We start from the raw sequence: 26,199 nt of genomic DNA, 5'->3' as shown, positions 1-26,199 counted from the left end.
TTATATAATCATCTGACTAAACAAGCGCATTATCAATTGTTGCGTTCTCGAGCTCAAGCACATGCTGCAATACAGCTTTGCGGACATGAACACCGTTTTGCATTTGTTTAAAAATCCGCGACCGTTCCGCTTCAACAAGGCCGCCGGCAATTTCAGCGCCCCGGTTTACCGGCGCCGGATGCATAATAATTGCATCGCGTTTCATTCGTTTTTCTCGTTTTAAGGTTAAGCCGAACTTCCGATGGTAATCTGCTTTCGTATACAAATCCTCGCCTTGATGGCGCTCGGTCTGCACTCTTGTGAGCATCAAAACGTCGGCCTGTTCAGCCGCCTCATCCATCGACAGAATCTGTTCAGCGCCTGTCGAATCATCGAGCCATTGCTCCGGACCCGTGAGCGACACATGCGCGCCTAACCTGTTAAGAATTTCGATGTTCGTTCGGGCCACCCGGCTGTGCTTAATATCTCCCGCAATAACAACATGCACATTCTTAAATTGGCGGAATTCCTGCTTGATCGTCAATAAATCCAAGAGCGATTGGGTCGGATGATCTCCCGAACCGTCACCGGCATTTACAATCGGAATATTCAAGCCGCTGAGCTGCTCATAAAAGGCGCGCTCAGGGTGGCGGATCACTAACGCATCGCAGCCGATCGCTTCCATCGTTTTAGCCGTATCATAAAGCGACTCCCCTTTTTGCACACTTGAGGCGGATGCATCGAGACAAAGTGAAGCCAGCCCGAGCCGTTTTTGCGCCATTTCAAAGCTGCTCTTCGTTCGCGTGCTCGGTTCAAAAAATAAATTAGCCACCGTCAAGTCTCCGCAAAGGCGGTTTGTCCGGGAAGAAGCCGATTCTTCAGCTTGATGCAGCAGACGATCAACGTCACCGGCCGGCCATGTTTTCAGTGTCAGAAGATTTTTCACATTTATACCTCCTTGAAAAGTCAGGGCTGTCATCTGCGAGAGTTCAAAAAAAAGCACCCTTGCAAGATTACAAGGGTGCACGGCAAGCGCAGTCCCGCTTGCCGCTTAAACACCCTTTGAAGTCTCGCTGTACTTCATTAAAGGGTCAGGCTGATTCTTTCTTTTCATCATTATTGCTCATATCCTCAAACATTTCCGAGGTCGACCTCACTGGATCTTTCCCGGGCAAAATGAGATTTAAGAGAATACCGATCACGGTTGCAAGCGCCATGCCGGCGATTTCGATCGTATCTGTCACTTGAATAAACGCTCCGCCGATCCCGACGACGAGAATGACAGACGAGATGATTAAGTTGCGTTTTTTGCCGATATCGATTTGGTTATCAATCAGCATACGCATGCCATTCGAGGCGATAATCCCGAATAAAAGGATCGAAACGCCGCCCATAACCGGCTGCGGAATCGTATTGATCAAAGCCGATACTTTGCCGATAAAACCGAAGGCTACCGCCAATACCGCTGCGCCGCCGATGACAAATGTGCTGAAAACGCGGGTCAAAGCGACGACGCCGATGTTTTCCCCGTACGTGGTGTTAGGCGGACCGCCGATAAACGAACTGATCACAGTAGCTGCACCATCGCCCATGATCGAGCGGTGCAAACCGGGATCCTCGACAAAATTCCGTTCTGCGACTTTGCTTAAAACCATTTGATCGCCAATGTGCTCTGACAGCGTCACGAGCGCGATCGGAACCATAATGAATACAATTTCCCAAGAGATCGCCGGCGAGTAGGTTGCAAACGGGACGATAAATTCCGGAGCCTCAAACCAAGCTGCTTCTCTTACGGCTTGAAAATCGACAATTCCGGCAACAGAAGCAGCGATGTAGCCGCCGACGATACCGAACAAAATCGGTACGAGACCGAAAAATCCGCGAAAGAAGATCGAGCCGATAATCGTTAACAGGAGCGTAAGCATCGCGACACTAAAATGGATCCCGCTGTAACTCTCTGTCGCCGGGTCGTTCATCGCCATATCAATAGCTGTCGCAGCCAACCCGAGACCGATTACCATAATCACCGGGCCGACAACGATCGGCGGCAACAGCGTCATGAGCCATTTAACGCCAGTTGCTTTTATGATTAATGCGACTACTCCGTAAACAAGACCCGCAAAAAAGCTTCCGATCATCGCGCCTTCCGGTCCGCCGATCGATATCGCTGCAATAATCGGCATAATAAAGGCGAAAGACGAACCTAAGTACGCAGGGATTTTCCCTTTTGTAATCACGAGATAAGCAAGCGTTCCGAGTCCGCTGGAAACAAGCGCGACAGACGGCGGTAACTCCGTTAAGAGCGGAACCAAAATCGTCGCTCCAAACATCGCAAACAAATGCTGTATACTCAACAACAGCCATTTGTCGATTCTAGGCACTTCGTTAATAGAGACAGTTTTTTCTGACATAAGGTTATTCCTCCTTTAGAATATACAAAAAACCTCTTTGCCGCCCAAAGAGGTTATTCGCTCTGCCCGCACATAGATGACTCGGCTGCAATGCATGCAGCAGCCGCTCAGCGAGGAGGAATATACCCCTTTTCAGCCTCTCGGGACTGGTTTAAAGGGAGGTTTTTTGTGTTAATAATACTTCTTCACTTTGATCAAATTCGGTCAGTTTCGCTTCAATCACTTCATCTTTGCTCGTCGGAACATTTTTGCCGATAAAATCCGGCCGGATCGGGAGTTCCCGGTGACCCCGGTCGATTAATACTGCCAGCTGAATTTGCGCCGGCCGGCCGTGATCGACGATTGCATCGAGGCCAGCCCGCACCGTTCTGCCGGTATATAAAACGTCGTCGACTAGAATGACCGTTTGATTCGTAATATCCGCCTGGATATCTGTCCCTTTTAATTCCGGTTCCTGATCTTTTCGTTTCGGTGTTAAGTCATCACGGTACAGCGTAATATCGATTTCCCCTGTCCGGATGCTCTCGCCTTCGATTTGTTCAATTTTTTCCGCCAGCCGCTTGGCAAGATAAACACCGCGCGTTTTTATTCCGACGAGAATCAGCTCTTCCGTTCCTTTATTCCGTTCAATAATTTCATGGGCAATCCGCGTTAAAGCTCTGTGAATCGCCTGTTCATCCATAATGATTTTCGCCATTTTCTCCCTCCCTGTTCTGCTTATGCAAACAAAAAACCTCTCTCCGAACGGAGAGAGGGAAATAAGCGCAATCGGCCTGTGAGTTAATCGGCGGCATACAGATGTCTGCCTGCTTAACTGTTTCCTTTTCCATCTCTCCGGATTGGATTTAAAGGAAGATTCATTCAACTTCTGTTATTATTCCACAGCGGCCGTTGAAAGTCAATGCTTCATTCGATGAAGTTCTTCAAGGCAGGTGTTAAAATCTTCCGGAGGTTTTGCTTCAACGATCAGTTCTTCGCCTGAACGCGGGTGAATAAAGCCGAGCATTCCTGCATGCAAAGCCTGACCTTCAATCGGAAATACGTGCCGTTTTCTCGGTCCGTATTTCGGATCGCCGACGATCGGATAGCCGATATATTTAAAATGAACGCGAATTTGATGCGTTCTTCCCGTTTCCAATTCCAGCATCACGTGCGTATAATTTGGAAATCGGTCGATCACTTGAAAATGTGTAACGGCATTGCGTGCGTTTTTTTCTGTCACCGTCATTTTTTGCCTGTCTTCCGGATCCCGGCCGATCGGAGCATCGATCGTTCCCTTGTCATGATTAATTTCGCCGACGACGATCGCTTCGTAGCGTCTTTTCGTCGTTTTTGCTTTCATTTGTTCGACAAGCGATTCATGGGCTGAATCGTTTTTCGCCACTACGAGAAGGCCGGACGTATCTTTATCAATCCGATGGACGATGCCGGGACGCATCACGCCGTTAATACCGGATAAATCCGTGCAATGAGCCATCAAACCGTTTACGAGCGTGCCGGAAACATGGCCGGGAGCCGGATGAACCACCATGCCCCGCGGTTTGTTGACAACGAGTAAATCTTCATCTTCATAACGAATATCCAAGTTCATCTCTTCGGCTTCTGCATCCAGTTCTTCCACTTCCGGTTCACTGACAGCGATCTCATCGCCGGATTGTAGCTTATAATTTGATTTTATTTCTTGTTCATTAACACGGATGTGCCCGTTTCCTATCAGCTGCTGAACATAACTTCGCGACCAGCTGTCTATCTGTCCTGTCAGCCATTTATCAATTCGTACGCCAGATACATCTGCTTTATAAATTATCGTTTCCATATTATTACTTCCCTTGTTTTTTTTCTTTGCGGTCTTCTTTAATAAAATGAATCATCATCATGATCACACCGGTGACGAGCGCCATATCCGCGACGTTAAATATTGGATAATTATACGCGAAGATGAACACATCGATGAAGTCAACAACTTCGCCTGCGAGCATCCGGTCGATGAAATTTCCGATTGCACCGCCTAATACAAGCCCAAGTGAAGTCCCGAACCATTTAGAGCCCTGCACTTGCGTGATCATCAAGTACACAATAATGCTTACGACAATGATCGTTGCAATGAAAAACAGCCACATCTGTCCCTGCAAAATACCAAACGCCGCTCCGGCGTTACGGTGTGAGGTTAAATACAAGACATTGTCAATCAGCGGAATACTTTCGCCAATATCCATATAACGCACGACAAAATACTTTGTTATTTGATCGAGTGCAATAACAGCGATCGCAATAAAATAGTAAATCAACCCTTTTTCCCCCAAATCTATCAGCGAATCATGTCACTTCGAATTTTAGCACAAACCTTTGCAAGTAGAAAGAAAGCGTGTGATCCGTGAAAAGGAGCCGGACGTTCAAGCCGCCGGCTCCACCACAATTATCAAGCATTTTCATAATAATTGATCACGGTTTCTGTGCAATCCGGACAAAGTTCAGGGTGCCGGCTGTCTGTCCCGGTATTTTCAGAAACATGCCAGCAGCGCGGACATTTTTCGCCTTCCGCTAAATTTACAGCGACAGCGATCTCATCATACATCACCGCATCTTCAGCAGCTTCTTCCAACGTGCCTTTTAAATGAGCACCGGAAGTGATGAACAGTTTATGCAGTTCATTAAACGATTTTAACAGCGTTAAATCCTGTTCAGATGCATATAAATTAACAGATGCGCTTAAATTTTGTTTAATCCCTTTCTCGTTTCGGGCGTATTCAAGACCTTTCATCACATCGTCGCGCAACACGAGCAGTCTGTCCCATTTTTGCACTAGGTCTTCTTTTCCGCTGTAAGATTTTACTTCCGGCATATCTGTCAGCTGAACACTTTCTGTTGATCTGCCGGGAATATGCTGCCAAACTTCATCCGCTGTATGGCTTAATATCGGCGAGATCAATTTCACGAGGGTTTGCAAAATTTCGTACATCGTCGACTGAACGCTTCGCCGCGCCGGATGATCGGCTTGTTTAACGTATAGCGTATCTTTGGCAACATCCATGTAAAATGAACTCAGTTCAATCGTGCAGAAGTTGTGAATTTTATTGTATACCTGGGCAAATTGATAATCATCATATCCTTTACGGACACTCTTCACCAGCTCATTTGCTTGAATGGACATATATTGATCGAGTTCGCGCCGCTCATCAAAAGCGAGTTCATGATCCGCCGGGTTGAAGTCGTTCAAGTTTCCAAGCAAAAATCGCAGTGTGTTGCGGATTTTGCGGTAAACTTCAGCAACTTGTTTTAAAATCGCGTCGGAGACCCTGACATCAGCCTGGTAATCGACAGAAGACACCCACAGCCGCATAATATCAGCACCGAGATTTTTCATCACGTTGTTCGGCACAATAACGTTGCCTAACGACTTGCTCATTTTCTTCCCTTCACCGTCGAGCGTGAACCCGTGGCTGATCACCGCTTTGTACGGCGCTTTTCCGGTTACGGCAACAGATGTGGACAACGATGAGTTGAACCAGCCGCGGTATTGGTCTGAGCCTTCTAAATAGACGTCAGCCGGACGCTGTTGATCATCACGCTCTTCCAGCACAGCCTGATGAGACGAACCGGAATCAAACCAAACATCCATAATATCTGTTTCTTTTGTAAACGTGCCGTTCGGGCTTTGCGGGCTGGTAAATCCTTCAGGAAGAAGGTCTTTCGCCTCCCGTTCAAACCATACATTCGATCCGTATGCTCTGAACAACTCGGAGACATGGTTAATCGTCTCATCGGAAATGATCGCTTCTCCGTCTTCGCCGTAAAAAATCGGGATCGGCACTCCCCAGGCGCGCTGACGTGATATACACCAGTCGCCGCGGTCGCGAACCATATTATAGAGCCTTGTTTCGCCCCATTTTGGAAGCCACGTGACATTTTCAATTTCACTTAATAAGTTGTCCCGAATCTCATCAATTGATGCAAACCATTGCGCTGTCGCCCGGAAAATAACCGGTTTTTTTGTCCGCCAGTCATGCGGATAGGAATGCGTCACCCAATTCAGTTTCAACAGTGTGCCGTTCTCATTCATCAGCTCCGTAATCTGCTTGTTCGCCGAGTCGTAAAATTGCCCTTCAAACATCGGCGCTTCATCGGTGAAGTGGCCGCGGTCGTCGACCGGGCAAAGAACATCGAGGCCGTTTTCGAGCCCGATGACATAGTCATCTTCACCGTGTCCCGGAGCTGTATGCACACAGCCTGTCCCGGCATCGAGCGTTACGTGCTCACCTAAAACGACTAACGATTCGCGGTCGTAAAACGGGTGCTTCGCTTTCGTAGCGGCCAAATCGGCCCCTTTGTATGTTGCGAGCACTTCATAATCGCTGATCACTTCTTCATTTTGCATATGCTCCAGCATACCTTCGGCGACAATTAATTTCTTTCCGCCGCTTCGAACGGTTACGTACGTCAGCTCCGGATGAAGTGCGATCGCTAAATTGGCCGGAATCGTCCAAGGTGTCGTCGTCCAAATAACATACTTCTCATCTCCGTCCAACACACCGTTGTTTTCCGTAACATCAAACGTTACATAAATCGACGGCGAACGTTTATCGTGATACTCAATTTCCGCTTCTGCCAGCGCAGACTCAGAGGAAGGCGACCAATACACGGGTTTTTTGCCTTTATAAATGTAACCGCGCTTCGCCATCTCGCCGAAAACCTTGATTTGTTGTGCTTCGTATTCAGGATTAAGCGTCACATACGGGTTGTCCCAGTCCCCGCGGACACCGAGACGTTTGAATTGCTCACGCTGATTATCCAGCTGCTCCAGCGCATACTCCTCACACTTTTGCCGGAATTCAGCAATCGACAGCTTCTTCCGATCAACTTTTCCTTTTTTCGTTAACGCCGTTTCAATCGGCAATCCGTGCGTATCCCAGCCGGGAACATACGGAGCATGGAATCCGGCCATCGACTTATAACGGACGATAAAGTCTTTTAAAATTTTGTTCAGGGCATGCCCCATATGAATATCGCCATTGGCATACGGCGGACCGTCATGCAGTACGAACATCGGCCGCCCTTTCGTGCGCTCTTGCACCTTTTCGTAAATATTCATCGTTTCCCATTGCTCTTGCATCGCCGGTTCCCGGTTCGGCAAATTTCCTTTCATCGGGAAATCTGTATTCGGCATTAATAATGTGTCTTTATAATTCATCGCAAAATCCTCCTTGTCATAGTCCATCAACAAAAAAACTCCCCGCCCAAAAAGGGACGAGAAGAAAAACCCGCGGTACCACCCTGTTAAACGGCACAGCCGCTCACTCAGTCATGAGCTATCGGTCATGAACCGGCTGCATCTACTCGGCAGATAATACACCTTTCGGACAGCTGCTCCAGGGAGATATTCAAATCAGCGCATGGGCCGGACTTCCACCACCACCGGCTCGCTAAGCCATGCCAGCTGATTTTACTGTTCCTATCGTCGCATCATGATCGCTAAAATCTGCAATCAGTATATAAGAATCGATCCAGAACGTCAAGATGACGTGTCGTCCGTTTCAAACCCTGCCGTTTCAAAGTTTTCGGCATCTTCCTGCTGGCGTGCCATATCGGATTCCAGCGCTTCCCAATCGTCATCATTGAGCATTTCCAGCTGAGCTTCCAAGAGCATTTTAAAACGGGTCCGGTAAACGGATGACTGCTTTTTCAATTCTTCAATTTCCAAAGCAATTTTACGTGATTTTGCCAGTGCATCATTGACAATTCGGTCGGCATTCTTTTCTGCTTCTTTAATGATAAGCTTTGATTCTTTATCGGCGTTGCGTTTAACTTCTTCTGCCGTTTCTTGCGCAACGAGGATCGACTTGTTCAAGGTCGTCTCGATATTGGAAAAATGGCTCAGTTTATCTTCCAATTCATTGACTTTGTCGCCGAGCTCTTTCTTTTCACGAATCACCATTTCATAATCTTTAATAATTTGATCAAGAAACTCGTTCACTTCATCTTCGTCATATCCCCGAAACCCTCGGGTAAACTCTTTGTTATGAATGTCAAGCGGTGTTAATGCCATACGTGCACCTCCATATTATGTATCCCGGCGTGAATCATAATACCGGATTAATTGCTGTTTTAATATCACGTCTATGCCGGATAAGCCAGCATAACTCTGTAACGGCCCTTTCGCGTTTCTCCTTCAATGCTTTGCAACGATACCCGCCCGAAACCGCGGACGGAGATCATGTCTTTTTCTTCTACGGAAAACGACGGATCGGTTATCGGGCGCCAATTGACTTTGACACGTTCGTTTTGAATCAGCGGTTTCGTCTTTGCTCGGGATAAGTGAAAGGCTTCCTTAAGGATGACATCGAGTCTAAGCGAAGAGACCGTCGTCATTTTCTCTTCCCACATTTCCCGCTGTTCAAGCCGGTCGGTCTCAGCCGGTTTGGAAAGACTGATTTCTGTTTTGCCGACAGCTGTGAAATTTAACTCGATATAATCGGCAATATCTTTGCATACAGCAATTTGGTAGCGTCCTCCATCCGACAGTATATCGCCGAATTTGCCCCGCTTCAACCCCAGACCCATCAGTGAGCCGAGAATTTTCGGATGTTCCAATTGAACGAATTTACGCGGATAATGAATTTCAAATACGTCCACCTCAAAATCATCCGGTTCCGGTGTAACGTAATCCGGATAAATAAGCGCCCGCTTTCTTTCCGCGTTTAAACTTCCTCCGCTAAAAGCAACGGAAACCGTCTCTTTTTCACCAATTAACGAACGTAAAATATGCTGCTCGCGCGGATCTAAAAAATCAGTCAGTTTCGGCCGGTATTCGTTTTCGACAAGCTCTTTCCAATCAGTCGCCAGATCAATGAAAGCGTGCTCTTCCTGTCGAAAGTGCTGATATAACGACATGTTAACACCCTCTCACCCTATTAATAAAAGAACCCGAACAATGCTTCTACACCGGTAATCGCAAAGCGAAGTGCTAAAATCGCTACGATCGGGGAAATATCGATCATCCCGATCGGGGGAATAACTTGTCTGAACGGAGCAAACAACGGTTCAACAATTTTTCCGATTATGCGCCCAAACTCAGATTCTCGCGCATTCGGAATCCACGACATAAAGATATAAATAATACAAATAATCGAGTAAAGCTGGATCGCTTGGACAATAATATTTTCTAAAATTTGCATATTGCATCACCTTTCATCAATCTTACCCTTCATGCTGAAACATTTCTGAAATACTGCCTGTCACATCGACGTTATCCGGGGTGCAAAGGAAAATATTGCTGCCGAGCTTTTGGATGTCGCCGCCGATCGCATAAACCGTGCCGCTGAGAAAATCGACGATGCGCTTCGCTTGTTCGTGAGGCAGGCGTTGCAAATTGATCACTACGGCTTTACGGTTTTTCAAATGATCAGAAATTTCCTGCACTTCATCGTAACTGTGAGGTTCCAAAAGCATCACCCGTGCTTGCGATTGCACACTGCTTAAGCTGACAACATTTTGTTTCTCTTTCTTTCCCGGCTTCGGTTCTTTATGGGCAGACTGGTATTCTTGCACTTCTTCATTTGATACGTCAACATCCATCTCTGTTTCTTCATACTCATCATCAAGCTCAAAAAAACGTTTGAATTTTCCCTTTAACGTCATGATATCCCCCCGTTTCAAGTTTTATTTTCGCTGCCGACTAAATCAGAGCCGATCCGAATAAATGTCGCGCCTTCTTCAATCGCCAGCTCATAGTCATTTGACATACCCATGGACAGTTCCGTACAGGGAGCATGCATCAATGCTTCATCTTGAACTTGATCACGCAGCTGCCTGAGCGCAGCAAACCCTTTTCTTAACCGATCTTCGTCCGCTGTTAAAGGAGCCATCGTCATTAATCCGATAACTTCCACAGCCGGATAATCGGCAAGCTGACGTATGAACGGCAATGTTTCTTCCGGTGCGGTTCCGGTTTTAGAATCCTCGCCGAAAACGTTCACTTGTACAAAACATTTTTTCTTTTCGCCTTCAGGCAGACGCTTATCAATCTCTTTCGCCAACGATAACCGGTCCAAAGAATGGATATAAGTAAAATGATCGAGCATCTTTTTTACCTTTTTTGACTGAAGACGGCCGATAAAATGCCAAACAATCGTATCCGGCAATGCCTCTGCCTTCTCAACACCTTCCTCAGCGCGGTTTTCACCAAAGTGAGCCAAGCCGGCTGCGGCAGCTTCGCGGGCAGTCTCGATCGTTGCATACTTCGTTACAGCAACGACCGTAATATCAGCCGGATCACGTCCGCTTCGATCACATGCGCGTTTTACAGCGCCGAAGACTTGCCGGCAGTTTTCGTTAACAGACATCTTCAAGACAACTCCTCATAACACTTTCGTTTATCAGCTACATTTACTTTATCATAAAATCATTAAAACGTAGAGAAAAGACTTGCAACTGGACCAGCTGCAAGTCGATACTTTACCGATTTCGACGATTTCGCAAAAACGTTGGAATATCCAATGTTTCTTCGTCTTCGGACTGTTGCTGCCCGGACTTTGCAGACTCCTGCTGCACCTCTGCACTTCTGGACGCTTGCGGTGCTGACTGCTGCTGTGATTGAGAGCTCGAGGACTGGGTCATTTGCGTTTGCCGCTTTGATACGTTTTGATTTTCAGACTGCTGTTCATCAAATCCTGTTGCAATAACGGTAACAACGATTTCATCCTTTAGATTTTCGTTAATCACAGAGCCGAAGATCATATTGACTTCAGTGTCTGAAGCGGTTGAAACAATTTCGGCCGCTTCGTGCACTTCAAAGAGGCTTAGATTGGTTCCGCCGGTAATATTCATCAACACGCCTTGCGCTCCATCAACACTCGTTTCCAACAGCGGTGATGAAATAGCTTTTTTCGCTGCTTCACCGGCTCTGCTCTCGCCGGTAGCAACACCGATCCCCATTAAGGCTGAACCTTTTTCGCTCATAATTGTTTTCACGTCGGCAAAATCTAAGTTAATGAGCCCAGGGACCGCAATCAAATCTGAGATCCCTTGTACACCTTGACGCAACACATTGTCCGCCTCTCGGAACGCTTCAAGCATCGGCGTGTTCTTATCAACAATTTCTAACAGCCGGTCATTCGGGATGACAATCAATGTGTCGACTTTTTCTTTTAACATTTCTGTACCGGTAGACGCGTGCGTCATCCGCTTTCGGCCCTCAAAAGTAAACGGTCGAGTAACAACACCTACCGTCAAAGCGCCGACCTCTCTGGCAATTTCTGCAATAACCGGTGCCGCACCTGTACCGGTGCCTCCGCCCATGCCGGCCGTAATAAAGACCATATCCGCGCCGCGAAGCAGTTCTTCTAAATTATCTCTGCTTTCTTCCGCCGCTTTTTTGCCGATTTCCGGGTTCGCCCCGGCGCCTAAACCGCGCGTCAGCTTTCCCCCCAGCTGCAGCTTGCTGTCTGCTTTAGACAGATTTAATGCCTGGGCATCCGTGTTTACGGCAATAAAATCGACTCCTTGGAGCCCGTTTTCGATCATTCTGTTTACTGCGTTGCTTCCGCCTCCGCCGACACCGATCACTTTGATCGTTGCCAACTGGTCCATGTCCGTTTCAAATTCTAGCATTATCGATCCTCCAATCCGGTCTCATTCAAACTCTTGCTGACAAAACCTATTGATTATTCAAAAAATGTTTTGAACATATTTGATACTTTTTTCTTCATTTGACCCTTTTCACGGTTCGCTTGCGGAGCTGCTGGTTCCCGGGATTTATACGTTTCTTCTCTAGGCTTTTGTTTCTCGCGCTTTTTCGGCGGCTGCCGGTGATTGCGCGGCTCATCTGCCGGCGTCAGCTCGGCAAACACATCTTCTCCTTGAATCCGCATGTGCTGATGAGTGAACTTAATCAGCCCTAAACTGTTCATATAGTAAGGCTCGCGCACCCCGATATAATCCGGCACAGCTACGCGGATGTTTTGGTTGAACATGTCGTTAGCCAGTTCAAGAATTCCCGGCATTTTCGCCGTTCCGCCGGTGAACACAAACCCTCCCGGCAAATCATTGAATCCGAGTCTTTGAATTTCTTTGGCGACCATTTCAAAGATTTCTTCTGCTCTCGGTTCAATAATATTTGCCAGTTCTAATTGATTGCGGTTTTCCGGCTGATCACTGCCGATTTTTGCTACACGGAATGTTTCTTGTTCAGAAGCCTCAGGTATAAACGCATATCCGTATTCAAGTTTGATTTTTTCCGCTTCTTCTTTTGAGGTGCGAAAACCGACGGAAATATCGTTAGCGATGTGATCCCCGCCTACTTGAATTTGCGATGTGCCCCGAAGCGTTCCTCCCTCGAACACTGAAACAGTAGTCGAACCGCCGCCAAGATCGACGAGTGCGACCCCGAGGTTCTTTTCGTCTTTCGATAACGCTGCTGTCCCGGCCGCCAGAGGCTGAAGGGCAATTTCAGCGATATCGAGCCCGGCTTTTTCAACACAGCGCAATAAATTTCGCAGCATCGTCTTGGCACCGGTTACGATCATACCTTCCATTTCGAGGCGAACGCCGAGCATTCCGCGCGGATCGGATATTTCGTCCCTTCCGTCAACGATAAACTGCTGCGGAATGATGTTGACAATTTCTCTTTCTTGCGGAATTGAAATCACTTGCGCAGCATCAATGACTCGGTTAATGTCTTCATCATTGATTTCGCTGTCATCACTCGATACTGCAACAACCCCGTGACACGGTTGAAGTTCCAGATGATTGCCGGTAACGCCGACAACCACATTGTTTATTTTAGAATTAATCATGCGCTCTGCTTTTTCTACGGCTTGCCGAATTGATTGAACGGTATCGTCAATATCGACAATCGCTCCTTTTTTAATGCCTATAGATGGAGCTTCGCCCATTCCAATAACATTGAGAGAGCCGTTTGTCATTTCTCCTATCATTACTCGAACGGATGTTGTTCCGATGTCCAATGTGACATATGTATTTTGTTTGGACAAGCACCGCACCTCCTTGTGTACCTGTAATTCCCTGTCAGTTCCTTTGCATCAAGAAATAATAACAGGATCAGCTTCAGATCGAACAATTTTTGTTATCAATGATCCGTTTTTTGCTTTTTAAGCCGGTCAGTCACGTGCCGGCGGATGATGCTTAAATTCCGGAAGAGCCGGACCCCTAATGCAAATACTGCTGCTAAGTACAAGTCTACACCAAGTTGGAGCCCGAGAAAAGCGATTCCGGAAGCGAATATCAAATTAATGACAAATCCGGATAAAAAATTTTGCTCATCGAAAGTGTTTTCTTGATAAGAGCGAATTCCGCCGAGAATCGTATCTAATGATACGAGCAGAAAAACAGCCAAGTACCCAGAATAAATATACTCAAACGGCGCATAAAATAAATAACCTGCAATTAAGCCTAAACAAACTGCCGCAATCGGTATCCACATTGTTTAACCCTCCTGTGCCGGAGTCATATGTCTTACTCTCTGCACACCGTCATAAGCAGGAACAGTCAGCGATTGGACAGTTTCTGATTCAAACTGCAAATTTTCGTATTCAAACCTCTCTCTCGTCTGCGAAGACATCATCGCGTGATGAAGCGATTCCGGATCTTCAGTGATCACTTTAACATCAATCGGGAAATAACTGAGCCAGCTTCCGTTCACAAGTGTTTGATCATTGGCTTCCCTAACTGCAGTTGTTGCTATCACGCGTTGACCGTCGATCGCGATTTCTTCTGCTCCCTGGACATTTAATTCATTAATGAGCATGCGCAGCAAATACGGCGGGATATGACGGATGCCTCCGCCTTCATAATGTTCATCAATGTAAACATCAACTGTAAGAACGACCCCTTCTCCTGAAACTTCGGTCACGCCGGCTGCCCTTTTTAAATCATTTAACACATCGTCCATTACGAGCTCCGGATCTTCTTCTTCCTGAAATTGGTTGTACACTTCTTGCAAATGAGCAAGCTCATCATTCAATTTTTGCCGCCGGTCCTTTTCATCCAACAGATCTTCTTGCAGCTCGGCAGTATCTCTCGTCTCAACAGCTTGAGGTTCGCTGTCTGCTGACATAAACAATAAAAGCGCCGTCCCGGCGGTGATCAATGTGAACGCTGAAATAATAACCAGACTTTTATTATTCATTGCGCCGCACCTTCTTCATGCAAGCCGGCCATCTCTGTTTCGTTCAGCTGATCCGTCCGGACTTGCACGTTGTCGTTCACAAGCTGATCTCTCACTCCGCCGCCTAAATTAACAGCTTCTTCCAGCGTTTCTGCATCGCCGATCGCGGTAATTTCAAACGGTGCAAAAGAGGTGTAACCGTCAACTTCAACAACAGGGCCGACACAATAAATATAACTGTCGTTGGCTAAACGCTGTCCGTTTACAGCAACAGCCTCAGCTCCCGAAGCATACAGTTCATCAACGACTTTTTGAATATGACGCTCATGCACGATAAATTCATTCGGGTTGTCCTGACCTTCGTTGAAATCAGAATCGTCTAAACGGATTTCTACACCTTCACCGCTTACAGGGATATCCCCGGTAATCATGCGGAGACGCTCAATATCTTCAAGCTGATTGTAATGTTCTTCTTCCCGAGCAGCGATACTGTCTTCAAACGAGGCTATTTCACGTTGAACAGCAGAAATCTCTTCAGCAATTTCACGGTTTGCTTCTTGTTCAGCAAGAATTTCATCTTGAATTTCTTCTGGCTGCAACGAAGATGATTCCGTGTCAGAGCGAGTGGCAGGCGCTGCGTCATTCGCAGATTGAATCGTCAAAGAAACAGCAAATCCTGCAACAAAAAGCACGACAGCGATACTTATTTGACGCCGTTTTATAGTCACATCATGTTCCCTCCTCATCGTGATGTTCTATGACGTCTTGTCCATCATCAAGGACATCTTCCTCTTCTTCGTCTGAATCATCATCTTCAAAACTTTCAAAGTACGGATTAAGCCGCATATGAATTAAACCGTCTTCCTCGCGGTCCAATTGTTCGATAATAGCCGGATAAGGATCAATTCGCTCATGAAAGTTTGTAACCGTAGTCCGCACAGGAAAACCGTCCGTCATGTAAACCATAACGCCTGAAGGATCGGAATCTTCAGGATCGAAATGTATTTCCGAAATTCTTCGCATGACCGAGCGGTCCGTATAAGCGATTTCTTCAGCGATGCTCCCGACTCTGTCTGAGTCTAGGAATCCGTAGAGAAGCGGCACTTTTCCCGAGGGTGAACGATTCTTAGCACTTTCAACGAGCGTGCCGTTTTCTAAAAGCGGAATAAACGTATGTTGATCATCGTCGTACAAATAAGCGGCAAGGCTGTGTTCGTCGATATGAATGACAGCTTCTGTCGGCCAGTTTCTCTCTAACGTAACATCGGCGATGATATCATTTTCCGTTAATGTTTTCTGAACAGATTGTTCGTCCAGAGCCCACATGCTGACGTCATTATAAAGTCCGGAAGCTTCCGTCACCCAGCTCTTTTCAACGTATTCATTCCCTTGAATAACAACCGATTGTACATCGCTGTATGGACTTTCCAGATACAAGACGAACAAAATCAAGCAAGAAAGAATCCCTATAAAAATCATAAAACGCCGGTTTGCACGTTTACGCCTCATCGCTTTCAGCTGAGGGGCTTTTTCATCAATATCGACGACATTTTTTTCTGACATAATGTTTCCTCCATTGTATAGGAAGGTTTACGGAGTTTAAACCGTGATAACCTTGATATGAAAAAAAGGTGCAAACAGACTAGAGAATTACTTAACAAGCTTTGTTATTAAGTTCTCAATTTCATAAGCGGCGTTTGGCTGCCCGATCGAAGCAGCTCCTTCTTTCATACGCTTTAATTTCTCATCATCAAGAATAATCCGGTCAAGCTCCTCCGTAAACCGATCTGCAGTAATTTCCTGTTCCAGGAGCACCGCACTCGCTTCATTTTCCTCTAAATACCGGGCATTTTTCTCTTGGTGATTATTCGTAACGTGAGGACTCGGAACTAACAGAGAAGGCAGTCCGAGCGCTGTAATTTCCGATAGCGTCGTTGCTCCCGCACGGGCAACGAGAAAGTCTACCTCCCGCAAAACAGCGGGCATATCATGCAGGTATGGCACGGCGGTAATCCGCTCTGTCCGACCGTGTTGTGCAAGCTCTGTTTGAACATGATCAAAGTGGACATCACCGGTAACATACAGACACTGGTATGATTTATCCTTCAGCGATTGAGCCGCGCCAATCACAGCATCATTGATCGGTTTGGCTCCCCGGCTTCCGCCGACGATCAAAACGGTTTTTCTTTCTGGGTCCAAGCCAAGTTCCGTCAGTTTACTGTTTTCATTTAACTTTTTCGTCTCAACCATTTCTGTCGCTCTTGGATTTCCAGTCAGCACTGTCTTATCTTTCGGAAAATAATCTGCCGAGCCCGGAAACGTCACCGCAACGCTTGATACGAATTTGGCTAAAAATTTGTTCGTTAAACCGGGAACACTGTTTTGTTCATGCACGACTGTCGGAATTTTCAGTTTTGCCGCCGCATAAACGACCGGTCCGCTGACATACCCTCCCGTGCCGATGACAACATCCGGATTAAATGAACGGATAAGCTGCTTTGACTTTTTTACTCCGCGAATAAATTTCATGACTGTTTGAACATTTTCAAAAGAAATTTTTCGTTTAAAACCTGATATTTCAACAGTCTCAAACGGTATTCCCTCCCGCGGAACGAGCGTTGACTCCAGCCCCGTCCCTGTACCGATGTACAAACATTCAAGTTCATCGTGGTGCTTTTTTAAATGGCGGATTAAAGCGAGGGCCGGGTAAATATGTCCGCCTGTGCCTCCGCCGGTTACAAGTACGCGCATGTTATCTTATCCTTCCGTAAAAAAATCGCTGTGTTTAACATCCAGGTTTTCAACTGCTTTAATAAACCGGTCTCCGCGTTCTTCAAATGTTTTAAATTGATCCCAAGAAGCACAAGCCGGTGACAGGAGAAGAATATCTTTCGGCGCGGTCATCTTATAGCCTTCGTGAACCGCTTCCTCTAATGTTTCACACATTTTAACCTCTACAATATTTGCCTTTTCAGCTGTTTGCAGCAGTTTTTCTTTCGTTTCGCCATACGCGACAAGACCTTTGACATTCTTCTTGACATAAGGGATTAAGTCATCGAAGGAATTCCCGCGATCCAGTCCGCCTGCGATCAACACAATTTGCTCAGCGGGGAACGCTTTTAAAGCTGTAATCGTCGCCGGCACATTGGTCGCTTTCGAATTATTAACAACACGGCGGCCAGCTACTTCTTTGACAAATTGCAGCCGGTGTTTGACACCGTCGAATGTCGCGAGAACTTGTGCGATTTGTTGAACATCCGCTCCTGCCGAATATGCTGCTGCAGCTGCTGCCAGACCGTTTGCAATGTTATGTTCTCCGGGAAGAGCGACTTTTTCAACCTCGATGATTTTCTCCCCGAGCAGATGCAGCCAGCCGTCCGCAACATAAGCACCGTGTTCATATGTGCTTCTTGTTGAAAACGGGATTTTTTTGGCATTCGATTGGGAAATCAGCTCTGTAACTGCCGGATCATCAGCATTATAAATCAGCAAGTCATCTTCTGTCTGATTCGCAAAAATATTTGCTTTAGCTTGCTTGTATTCTTCTAACGTGCCGTGATAATCGAGGTGCGCTTCGTACAAGTTCAATATGACGCTGATTTTCGGACGGAACGAACGAATGCCCATCAGCTGGAAACTGGAAAGTTCGACAACCATCACGTCTTCACTAGTGGCTTCTTGTGCAACACGGCAAGCTACTTCGCCGATATTGCCCGCTAGAAGAGGAGACACCTCCGCACCCTCGAGCATTTCACCGGTCAAAGTTGTCGTCGTCGTTTTTCCATTCGATCCTGTAATCCCAATCATTTCGCTTTCGGCAATCTCATAGGCCAGCTCTACTTCAGTAATAACCGGAACACCGAGCTCTTTAGCTTTTTTGACTAATGGGTGATCATAGCGGATCCCCGGGTTTTTCACCAGCCGGAAAAGGTTTTGGTGGATCAGTTCTTCCGGATGCTCACCGCAAATCACATCCGCTCCGGCGTCGGCAAGCTCTTGGGCGGCCGGGTTGTTTCCAAACGCTGTCTGATCGTTCACGGTGACGTTTGCCCCGAGTTTAAGCAGCAGTTTCGCTGCCTCAGTTCCACTTTTGGCAAGCCCGAGCACTAATACATATTTATTATTGTAAACGGTAATTTCTTTCATATGATAACCACCTCTAAGATCGTCCCCGCTGCAGCTAATACGAAGCCGGCGAGCCAAAACGCCGTGACAACACGCCATTCACCCCAGCCGGAAAGCTCAAAATGATGATGAAGCGGGCTCATTTTAAAGACTCGCTTTTTCCGGGTTTTATACGATGCGACTTGAATCATTACTGATAACGTTTCAATGACAAAAACCCCGCCGATTAAAACGAGCACAATTTCAGCTTTAGCCAAAATCGCAATCATCGCCAATGCGCCGCCGAGTGCAAGTGAGCCGGTATCGCCCATAAAAACTTTCGCCGGGTTGATGTTAAAAATCAGAAAACCAAGCGATGCGCCGACGACTGCCGCGGCGAACAAAGCAACTTCAGTTTCCCCGAAAGAATAAGCGATCCATGAAAAAGCGCCAAATGCAAAAACTGAACTGCCTGCGACCAATCCGTCTAAACCGTCGGTTAAATTGACAGCATTGCTCGTGCCGACAAGCATTATAATGATTAACGGCAAGTACAGCCAGCCTATTTCGACAGCCGCTTCCGTACCGGGAAGGCGAATGTCAGTTGAGATACCAGTTTGCAACAGGGTGAAATAAACGATCACAGAAATCCCGACCTGACCGAGAAACTTTTGCTTCGATGTCAGTCCCAGGTTTCGTTTTTTAACGACTTTAATATAATCGTCTAAAAATCCAAGTAAACCAAAACCTAATGTCACGAGCAGCAAGAGTGCGATTTCGACACCAAACGCACCGTAGGCAAGACCGACCACAACCACAGATACTGCGATTGCGCCGATGATCATCAAACCGCCCATCGTCGGCGTTCCGGTTTTTTTCATATGAGATTTCGGCCCTTCATCCCGAATGCTTTGGCCGAATTTTAATTTACGTAAAAACGGGATGACGATAGGTGATATGCCGGCTGAGACGGCAAAAGCTGCAAGCAGTGCATAAATGATTCCATGTTCCAACATTGATGGAACTCCTTTCTAACGACTGTTCAGTTCTTTAATTATTTGTTTTAACAAAGCTTTGTTTGCTCCTCTGTATAATATCAAGGCATTTGAGCGAAGGAGACTCTCCAGTTCATTCATAGCCTCATGATGCGTTGCATAATGCCCCCCTGCCCGTTCGCAGCCCGACTTATTTAAAGCATCGCGGATCCAAAACGCTTTCTCTCCGACAGTGATCACATCAGTGATTGGAAAACGAATCTCGTCAGCCACCACTTCGTGTATAAACTTGCTGTTAAGGGGGTTCGATTGAAATCCTTCATCAACAATTAATGCTCTCCGCTCAAAACGGTGCATATGCCGCAGCATGCCCAACGAATACGCGAGGCCGCTTTCACTTCCCTGTTCACCGTCAAACAGCAATACAGAACCGTGGACAGACGCAAAGGACTCAAAGTCTAGTTCTGCTGCTGTGATTTTTTCTAATCCGGCTTGAATTCTTTCGGCGCCGACACCTAAATGCAAACCTGCGCCGACAACAGCTGAAGCGAATTTAACATGCTGGCTTAACAGAAGCGGCAGTTTATAATCCAGCATCCGGACACCGAGAATTTCAAAAACTGCCGCCTGCTCTTCTTCCCTGACATTCGTGATGCGAAATAAATCTTCTTCGTTGAAGCCGTACGTGATGAGATCTGTCTTGGCGTCTTTGACGAGTCTTGCTGCATCGCCATCAATGATCGTCGTTCCGCTTGCCTTCATGCCCTCTTCGATGAGAAGCGCATTCTCAGCCTCCTCTTGTCCTTCATCAACACGGAAAATACTGACGATCGCCAAACTCGGATCCGACAGTTTCCCTGCTTTTCTTACCGCTTCAGACGACTTGGCCGGAATGTTAAATAAGAGAATATCTGTACCGGGCGGCATCGACAATACCGCTTCTGCATAGGTGAATTCATTGCCATCCATATCCTCGCTCTCATGGATCGTATACATCGGTTCGACGGCATACTTCAACATCGTTTTCGTGACATCGCGGGTGTAATCACCGGTAACTGCGGCTTTTACTGGATCAAGGTCAAACAAATAGTCTTCCGCCATTTGCTTTACAGATGCAGCGATATCATCGGTAATAAACAAAGGAAAGCCGCTCTCAAGCGTGTTCGGGAGCGGAATCTGTTCATTCCAAAACGAAGCGGAGGCCCCGTTTTCAATCGCTGCTTCAATAAAAGCATGACCGTCGTAATCTTTCGTGACAACCGGCGCGAAAATTTCCCCGGGGCTGATTTTATGCGGGTCTGTTTTTAAGCCCGATGCAACGAACGTCAACGGTACGTCACCTTGTATTTCTTTCGCGGCTTTTTGAATTAATCGTCGGTCCAGGTGGGCTTTTGTCATTTCATACCGAGCTCCTCTAACGCTTGTTTGGCAACAAGGCGGTCATCAAAATCATACGTTTGCTCGCCGATAATTTGGTATGTTTCGTGCCCTTTACCGGCAATCAAAATGACATCGTCCGGCCCGGAATCATTGACTGCCTGGCGGATCGCTTTTTCGCGATCCTCGATCAGTTCATAAGCAGATGTTGACAAACCTTGTTCCATCTCTTCCAAAATGGTGCGGGGATTTTCCGAACGGGGGTTGTCCGAAGTTAAGTAGACATAATCACTCCACTTTTCCGCTGTTGATGCCATTAACGGCCGTTTTGTTTTGTCTCTGTCGCCTCCGCATCCGACAACTGTCCGCACATTGCCGTTTGCAAACTCGCTTATTGTCTGTAATACATTTTCCAGACTGTCTGATGTGTGCGCATAATCGACGATGACATTGACAGGAGAAGAGGAAGCAATTTTTTCAAAGCGTCCGCTGACACTTTTTACTTCGGGAAGGACTTTACAAATGGTTTCCCATCCAATCCCGCCTGCATAAGCCGCTGCTGCTGCGGCAAGTGCATTGTATACAGAAAAACGGCCCGGCATTTGTAATTCGATACGGAAATGCCGATTGTAATGGACGAGATCAAACGCCGAACCGCCGGCGTGAACGTTCACATTTTCAGCGCGGATATCCGCCTGGCTGTCAATCGCATACGTGATCACCGGAGCCGCTGCGGCCGTAATCATTTTCTCCGCATAAGGATCATCTCCATTGATAACTGCAAACTTTTGCTTTTGCGGGTGATAGCCGCTGCCGAGCTGTGAAAACAGCAAAGCTTTAGCTGCCGCATACTCATCCATCGTTTCATGGTAATCCAGATGATCTTGGGATAAATTCGTAAATACGGCAATGTCAAAATCTGTGCCGTGTGTCCGGCCGAGCTGCAAAGCATGAGAAGAAACTTCCATGACAACGTGCTCCATCCCTTGATCATGCATGTCAAAAAACATTTCTTGCAAGACCAACGATTCCGGAGTTGTATTCACTGAAGGTTTAACTTCATTTCCGTACTTCGTATACATCGTACCGATTAAACCGGCCGGAAAACCTGCTTCCATATAGATTTCCTGCAGCAGATGCGTCACCGTCGTCTTTCCATTCGTCCCCGTGACACCGGTGAGCCGCATTTTCGTGCTCGGAAAATCATAAAATCGTGCTGCAATCAGCGCCATCGCCCGCTTCGAATCCCGCACAACAATGACGGGAACGCTGAGATCGAGCGGTTCTTCTGAAACAACGGCTAAAGCGCCGCTCGCTTCGGCCTGCTTCGCAAAGCGGTGACCGTCAACTGTAAATCCGCGGATACAAAAAAACAATGCTCCGTCCTGCACTTTACGCGAATCCATTTGGAGCGACGTAATCTCCGGATTCGTATCGTCCTCAACGGCATAAGCGGGAAGACAACTGATTAATTCTTGTAATTTCATTGTAAATCATCCTTCTGCTTAACTGTCATTAACCTCATTTCATTTTACTTCTGTCTTTTTTATTTGTCACGCTCTTCTGTTCATCCTTTTGACTGAAACAAGACTGACCAAAGAAGCGGCAAACTTTTCGGTCAGTCTTGTTCGAGACTCAATCCATGAAAAAGTCCTCATCGTCTTCATTATCTTCGTTTCCGTTATCATCGTCATCTTCGCTCTCATCATCTTCTTCATCTTCAAGAGTCAATCTTGCATTCATCTTGCTGGCATCGCCAATAGAATTTCCCGGCTCCGGAGTTTGTTCAACCGCATAACCGTTTCCGTCAATTTCAACTTCCATCTCCATCAGGTCGCCGAGCATGAACACTGTACGGGATGACCATCCAGTTATATCCGGCATCTGCGGGTCATCATCATCAGTCAACAACAAAATATGCTCTCCTTGAACCACTTCCGTCCCCGCTTCCGGCGCCTGATTTTTTACAGCTGTCCCTTCTTCTCCGATGACAGCAACGTTATAGCCTCTCTCTTCAAATGATTCGACCGTCTCTTTTGTATCTTCTCCGCTCACATCCGGCATTTCTTCTTCTTCTTGAACCGTGGGAGCTTCCGATTCTTCATCCGGCTCGATATTTAAATACTGCAAGCTCTGTTCCATGACTTGGCGGAAAATCATGCTCGAAGCTTCGTTGCCGCTTTGATCGTTTTCAATCTCCGGCCGGTCAACGGCGACGTAAACAATCACTTCGGGATCTTTCGCAGGAGCCATGCCGAGAAATGAATAAATATTGTTCCCGTCTCCGGTCATATAGCCGCCGCCGGATTCGTTCGGAATTTGCGCTGTCCCCGTTTTTCCGGCAATTTCAAACCCGTCAATCGCAAACGGTCTCCCAGTGCCTTCATCTGCCGAAACAACCGTCTCTAAGATGTCCATTGTTTCTTCGGCAGCTTCCGCTGAAATCGGTTTTGCTTTTGCTTCGGGCTCATTTTTTAATGTTTCTTCATTTGTTTCACTGTCAACCACCCTGTCTACGATGTAGGGCTGCATCATTTCCCCGTCGTTCGCCAGGGCCGTCGCCGCCTGTACCTGCTGAATCGGCGTTACAGCCGAACCTTGGCCAAACGCTGTAACCACAGCATCGACCGGATATTGCTCTGCAATCAGCCCGCCTGCCTCATTAGGCAGATCAATGCCGGTCGGATCACGAAAGCCAAAGTCTGTTAAATAGTCATACATCCGTTCTTCTCCCATACGATCCATAACAAGCTTTGCAAAACCAACATTCGAAGACCTTTGAACGCCTTCCAGATAAGAGATCTCTCCCCACCCTTCACCGTTATTGTGATCGTGTATCGTTGCATCTAAAATATCATAAGAACCGGATTCAAATTCAGCATCGGCATCAAACGATCCGTTATCAATCGCTCCCGCTAACGTAAAGGCCTTCAGTGTCGATCCAGGTTCAAAACTGTGTGATACGTTGAAATTTGTATAATTTTCGATATTTTCATATTCGTTCGGATTAAAGCTTGGGCGATTTGACATCCCGAGAATTTCTCCTGTTTCTGCACTGGCAACGACAGCCATTAATCTTTCCGGAGCATATTCATCATCAACTTGATTCATCGTTTGTTCGATCGCCATTTGAATCCGCGAATCTATCGTTAAGTACACGTCGCTTCCGTCTTTCGGTTCGTCAATAATTTGGTCAGCATTAACAAGCGGGCGCTGCCGTCCGTCTTGCTTATACCTCACACTCCCGTCTTCTTCACGCAGTTCATCATCGAGCATTTGTTCCAATCCCATTCTTGCTTTTTCCATATCCCGTTCTGTATATCCGATGACGTGCGAGGCGAACGTTTGATTAGGATAATAACGGCGCGGATCTTCACGGAAAAAAATACCCCCAAGATCAAGCTCTTCAATTTCTCTTCGCTCTTCATAGTTCAAGTTATTGCCTGCAGGTCCTAACTCAACCTGCTCAGCATCCCGGCTTAAATAACCTTCGAGCGTTGATGCATCTGCATCAAGAACTGCGCTGAGCGCTTCTGCTGAGGATGCAGGGTCTGCAACATAATTATCGTACTCATCATCCAGCACCGCATAAATCGAATAAGACGGAATTTGTTCAGCCAACACTTCACCGTCGCGGTCAAATATTCCGCCGCGGCTCGCATCCAGCTCCCTCGTCTGCGACCAGCGTTCTTCAAGGAGCGACTGCAAATTTTCATCTTGCACTTCTTTTGCTGCCTGGATATAAACAAACCTCGAAAAAAGTACCGCCATTATGAACAAAAACAAAACGAGGAAGAACAGCCCCCGTTTTGTAATCCGTGTGTTTTTTATTTGCTCCACTTGGGCAAACCTCCCCTTTTCAACCGATCACACCGATCAGAAAACGAATCATTCCTGTCTGTGGATTACTTGAACGTTTCTGTCATCCAATGTCATCCCGAGTTCATTTTCAGCGATATGTAAAATCCGCTCCGGATCCGAAAGTTCGGTAACTTGAAGCTGCAGCCCATCGACTGTGCTTTGCTGTTCAGAAACTGCTGTTTCCGTTTCTTGAATCGTGTCATTCAGCGAGTACATTGTCGCATAATTCGACAGCAGAAAAAACATCGTGATGCCGATAATGATGCCTGACAAGATATAAAGAACTTTTTCCCCTTTTGTAATCCCGCCTTTATATACCCGCTCATGCACTGTTTGACGTTCGATATGTCTTTTGGGCGCTGTTCCGTGATGCAATGTCTTATGCTCTTCAGGACTCATCGTAAGCCTCCTTTACTGTTTTTTCGGCAATCCGCAATTTAGCAGAATGAGCTCGGTTATTAGCTGTCATCTCTTCTTCTCCGGCAAGAATCGGTTTTCGATTCACTAACGTTAACTCAGGTTCAAAACCTTTAGGGATAACAGGTAAATCTTTTGGCAAATCCGGCGGTGTGCTTTTTTGTTTAAAGACTTGTTTACAGATCCGGTCTTCGAGTGAATGAAAAGTTATCACAGCGATTCTCCCGCCGGGATTCAAGCTCGCAATCGCGTCTTCTAGCGCCTTTTTGAAAACTTCGAGTTCATCATTTACAGCAATTCGAACAGCTTGAAATGTTCTTTTAGCCGGATGGCCCCCTTTTCGTCTTGCCGGAGCCGGTATCGCCTCTTTGATCACTTCGACAAGTTCGAATGTTGTTTCGATCGGGGCTTGCTTTCGCACCTTTTCAATTTGCCTTGCAATCGATTTGGCAAATTTCTCTTCCCCGTATTGGCTGATAATCTTCAGCAAATCGTGAAATGACCATTCGTTAATAACCTCGTAGGCTGATAACGTTTGACTTTGATCCATGCGCATGTCCAAACGCGCATTATAACGGTAGCTGAAACCCCGTTCCGGTTCATCAAATTGCGGTGAGGAGACGCCAAGGTCAAAAACAATCCCGTCGGCCCCGCTGATTCCTAATTCAGCTAATTCTTCTTTCAAAAATCGGAAATTCCGGCGAACATATGTAATCCGGTCTTCCCATGCTTTTAACCTGCTTTTCGCATGAGCCAAAGCCGCTTCATCCTGATCAAAGCAGATAAGATGCCCGATTCCAGTCAAGTGCTCAGCTATCGCTTCACTGTGGCCGCCTCCGCCCAATGTACAATCGATGTAAACACCTTCCGGCTGAATATTTAATCCTTCAACCGTTTCCCTTTTTAATACCGTATCGTGTTCAAACAAACTCAC

25 protein-coding genes and 1 other annotated feature are annotated in these 26,199 nt (G+C 46.7%); all 25 genes read right to left on the bottom strand.

The window, feature by feature from the left end; all coding sequences use genetic code 11:
* Window positions 1–16 precede the first annotated feature (16 nt).
* The 25 genes from EDD67_RS06745 to rsmH all read right to left on the bottom strand — a co-directional run bounded on the left by EDD67_RS06745 (window position 17) and on the right by rsmH (window position 26,193).
* Window positions 17–925: an aspartate carbamoyltransferase catalytic subunit gene (locus tag EDD67_RS06745; protein WP_277872122.1), complete on the bottom strand. Its 909-nt coding sequence runs from the start codon at window positions 923–925 to the stop codon at window positions 17–19.
* 145 nt (window positions 926–1,070) lie between these two features.
* A complete protein-coding gene (locus EDD67_RS06740) occupies window positions 1,071–2,390 on the bottom strand; it encodes a solute carrier family 23 protein (RefSeq protein WP_121439708.1) in 1,320 nt (439 codons plus the stop codon).
* Window positions 2,391–2,541: 151 nt separating this feature from the next.
* On the bottom strand, window positions 2,542–3,087 hold the full coding sequence (pyrR, locus tag EDD67_RS06735) for a bifunctional pyr operon transcriptional regulator/uracil phosphoribosyltransferase PyrR (protein ID WP_093071735.1): 546 nt from the start codon (window positions 3,085–3,087) through the stop codon (window positions 2,542–2,544).
* A gap of 201 nt (window positions 3,088–3,288) precedes the next feature.
* Window positions 3,289–4,206, bottom strand: coding sequence for an RluA family pseudouridine synthase (locus tag EDD67_RS06730; RefSeq protein WP_121439709.1), 918 nt, complete (start codon window positions 4,204–4,206; stop codon window positions 3,289–3,291).
* A gap of 4 nt (window positions 4,207–4,210) precedes the next feature.
* Complete coding sequence (gene lspA, locus EDD67_RS06725) at window positions 4,211–4,678, bottom strand: signal peptidase II (protein WP_121439710.1); 468 nt, start codon at window positions 4,676–4,678, stop codon at window positions 4,211–4,213.
* Window positions 4,679–4,809: 131 nt separating this feature from the next.
* Entirely contained in the window at window positions 4,810–7,578 is a 2,769-nt protein-coding gene (ileS, locus tag EDD67_RS06720) for an isoleucine--tRNA ligase (RefSeq protein ID WP_121439711.1), read from the bottom strand.
* A gap of 49 nt (window positions 7,579–7,627) precedes the next feature.
* Window positions 7,628–7,855, bottom strand: a binding site (T-box leader).
* A gap of 44 nt (window positions 7,856–7,899) precedes the next feature.
* Window positions 7,900–8,433, bottom strand: coding sequence for a DivIVA domain-containing protein (locus tag EDD67_RS06715; RefSeq protein WP_093071731.1), 534 nt, complete (start codon window positions 8,431–8,433; stop codon window positions 7,900–7,902).
* A gap of 71 nt (window positions 8,434–8,504) precedes the next feature.
* On the bottom strand, window positions 8,505–9,278 hold the full coding sequence (locus EDD67_RS06710; protein WP_121439712.1) for a YlmH family RNA-binding protein: 774 nt from the start codon (window positions 9,276–9,278) through the stop codon (window positions 8,505–8,507).
* Between the two features lie 20 nt (window positions 9,279–9,298).
* The gene (locus EDD67_RS06705) at window positions 9,299–9,562 is read right to left on the bottom strand and encodes a YggT family protein (RefSeq protein WP_121439713.1); all 264 of its coding nucleotides are present in this window, start codon (window positions 9,560–9,562) and stop codon (window positions 9,299–9,301) included.
* 22 nt (window positions 9,563–9,584) lie between these two features.
* The gene (locus EDD67_RS06700; protein WP_093071728.1) at window positions 9,585–10,025 is read right to left on the bottom strand and encodes a cell division protein SepF; all 441 of its coding nucleotides are present in this window, start codon (window positions 10,023–10,025) and stop codon (window positions 9,585–9,587) included.
* 14 nt (window positions 10,026–10,039) lie between these two features.
* Window positions 10,040–10,729 (bottom strand): YggS family pyridoxal phosphate-dependent enzyme, encoded by a 690-nt coding sequence (locus EDD67_RS06695; RefSeq protein ID WP_121439714.1) that lies wholly within the window; start codon window positions 10,727–10,729, stop codon window positions 10,040–10,042.
* Window positions 10,730–10,841: 112 nt separating this feature from the next.
* Entirely contained in the window at window positions 10,842–11,996 is a 1,155-nt protein-coding gene (ftsZ, locus tag EDD67_RS06690) for a cell division protein FtsZ (RefSeq protein WP_093071726.1), read from the bottom strand.
* A gap of 53 nt (window positions 11,997–12,049) precedes the next feature.
* The gene (ftsA, locus tag EDD67_RS06685) at window positions 12,050–13,378 is read right to left on the bottom strand and encodes a cell division protein FtsA (RefSeq protein ID WP_121439715.1); all 1,329 of its coding nucleotides are present in this window, start codon (window positions 13,376–13,378) and stop codon (window positions 12,050–12,052) included.
* Between the two features lie 95 nt (window positions 13,379–13,473).
* A complete protein-coding gene (locus EDD67_RS06680; RefSeq protein ID WP_121439716.1) occupies window positions 13,474–13,827 on the bottom strand; it encodes a small basic family protein in 354 nt (117 codons plus the stop codon).
* 3 nt (window positions 13,828–13,830) lie between these two features.
* Window positions 13,831–14,532, bottom strand: a complete 702-nt coding sequence (locus tag EDD67_RS06675) for a DUF881 domain-containing protein (RefSeq protein WP_121439717.1) — start codon at window positions 14,530–14,532, stop codon at window positions 13,831–13,833.
* Window positions 14,529–15,239 carry a DUF881 domain-containing protein gene (locus tag EDD67_RS06670; RefSeq protein WP_121439718.1) on the bottom strand — a complete coding sequence of 237 codons (711 nt, stop codon included), beginning with the start codon at window positions 15,237–15,239 and terminating at the stop codon, window positions 14,529–14,531. Before EDD67_RS06670 ends, EDD67_RS06675 begins: the two co-directional genes overlap by 4 nt.
* Window position 15,240: 1 nt before the next feature.
* Complete coding sequence (locus EDD67_RS06665) at window positions 15,241–16,074, bottom strand: cell division protein FtsQ/DivIB (protein ID WP_121439719.1); 834 nt, start codon at window positions 16,072–16,074, stop codon at window positions 15,241–15,243.
* 87 nt (window positions 16,075–16,161) lie between these two features.
* Window positions 16,162–17,262, bottom strand: a complete 1,101-nt coding sequence (gene murG, locus EDD67_RS06660; protein WP_093071720.1) for an undecaprenyldiphospho-muramoylpentapeptide beta-N-acetylglucosaminyltransferase — start codon at window positions 17,260–17,262, stop codon at window positions 16,162–16,164.
* 6 nt (window positions 17,263–17,268) lie between these two features.
* Window positions 17,269–18,657 carry a UDP-N-acetylmuramoyl-L-alanine--D-glutamate ligase gene (gene murD / locus EDD67_RS06655; protein ID WP_121439720.1) on the bottom strand — a complete coding sequence of 463 codons (1,389 nt, stop codon included), beginning with the start codon at window positions 18,655–18,657 and terminating at the stop codon, window positions 17,269–17,271.
* On the bottom strand, window positions 18,654–19,631 hold the full coding sequence (mraY, locus tag EDD67_RS06650) for a phospho-N-acetylmuramoyl-pentapeptide-transferase (protein ID WP_093071718.1): 978 nt from the start codon (window positions 19,629–19,631) through the stop codon (window positions 18,654–18,656). The genes murD and mraY overlap by 4 nt, the downstream gene beginning before the upstream one ends.
* A gap of 15 nt (window positions 19,632–19,646) precedes the next feature.
* On the bottom strand, window positions 19,647–21,008 hold the full coding sequence (locus tag EDD67_RS06645) for a UDP-N-acetylmuramoyl-tripeptide--D-alanyl-D-alanine ligase (protein WP_121439721.1): 1,362 nt from the start codon (window positions 21,006–21,008) through the stop codon (window positions 19,647–19,649).
* On the bottom strand, window positions 21,005–22,474 hold the full coding sequence (locus EDD67_RS06640; protein ID WP_121439722.1) for a UDP-N-acetylmuramoyl-L-alanyl-D-glutamate--2,6-diaminopimelate ligase: 1,470 nt from the start codon (window positions 22,472–22,474) through the stop codon (window positions 21,005–21,007). The genes EDD67_RS06645 and EDD67_RS06640 overlap by 4 nt, the downstream gene beginning before the upstream one ends.
* 148 nt (window positions 22,475–22,622) lie before the next feature.
* The gene (locus tag EDD67_RS06635; protein ID WP_242005989.1) at window positions 22,623–24,827 is read right to left on the bottom strand and encodes a penicillin-binding protein; all 2,205 of its coding nucleotides are present in this window, start codon (window positions 24,825–24,827) and stop codon (window positions 22,623–22,625) included.
* A gap of 48 nt (window positions 24,828–24,875) precedes the next feature.
* Window positions 24,876–25,247: a cell division protein FtsL gene (ftsL, locus tag EDD67_RS06630; protein ID WP_093071715.1), complete on the bottom strand. Its 372-nt coding sequence runs from the start codon at window positions 25,245–25,247 to the stop codon at window positions 24,876–24,878.
* Entirely contained in the window at window positions 25,237–26,193 is a 957-nt protein-coding gene (rsmH, locus tag EDD67_RS06625; protein ID WP_093071714.1) for a 16S rRNA (cytosine(1402)-N(4))-methyltransferase RsmH, read from the bottom strand. The genes ftsL and rsmH overlap by 11 nt, the downstream gene beginning before the upstream one ends.
* Between the last annotated feature and the right edge of the window lie 6 nt (window positions 26,194–26,199).

The sequence above is a fragment of the Salisediminibacterium halotolerans genome (genome assembly GCF_003814815.1).
In the GTDB taxonomy this organism is placed as follows: Bacteria; Bacillota; Bacilli; order Bacillales; family Salisediminibacteriaceae; genus Salisediminibacterium; species Salisediminibacterium halotolerans.
This window is presented reverse-complemented; position numbering and strand designations above follow the sequence as displayed.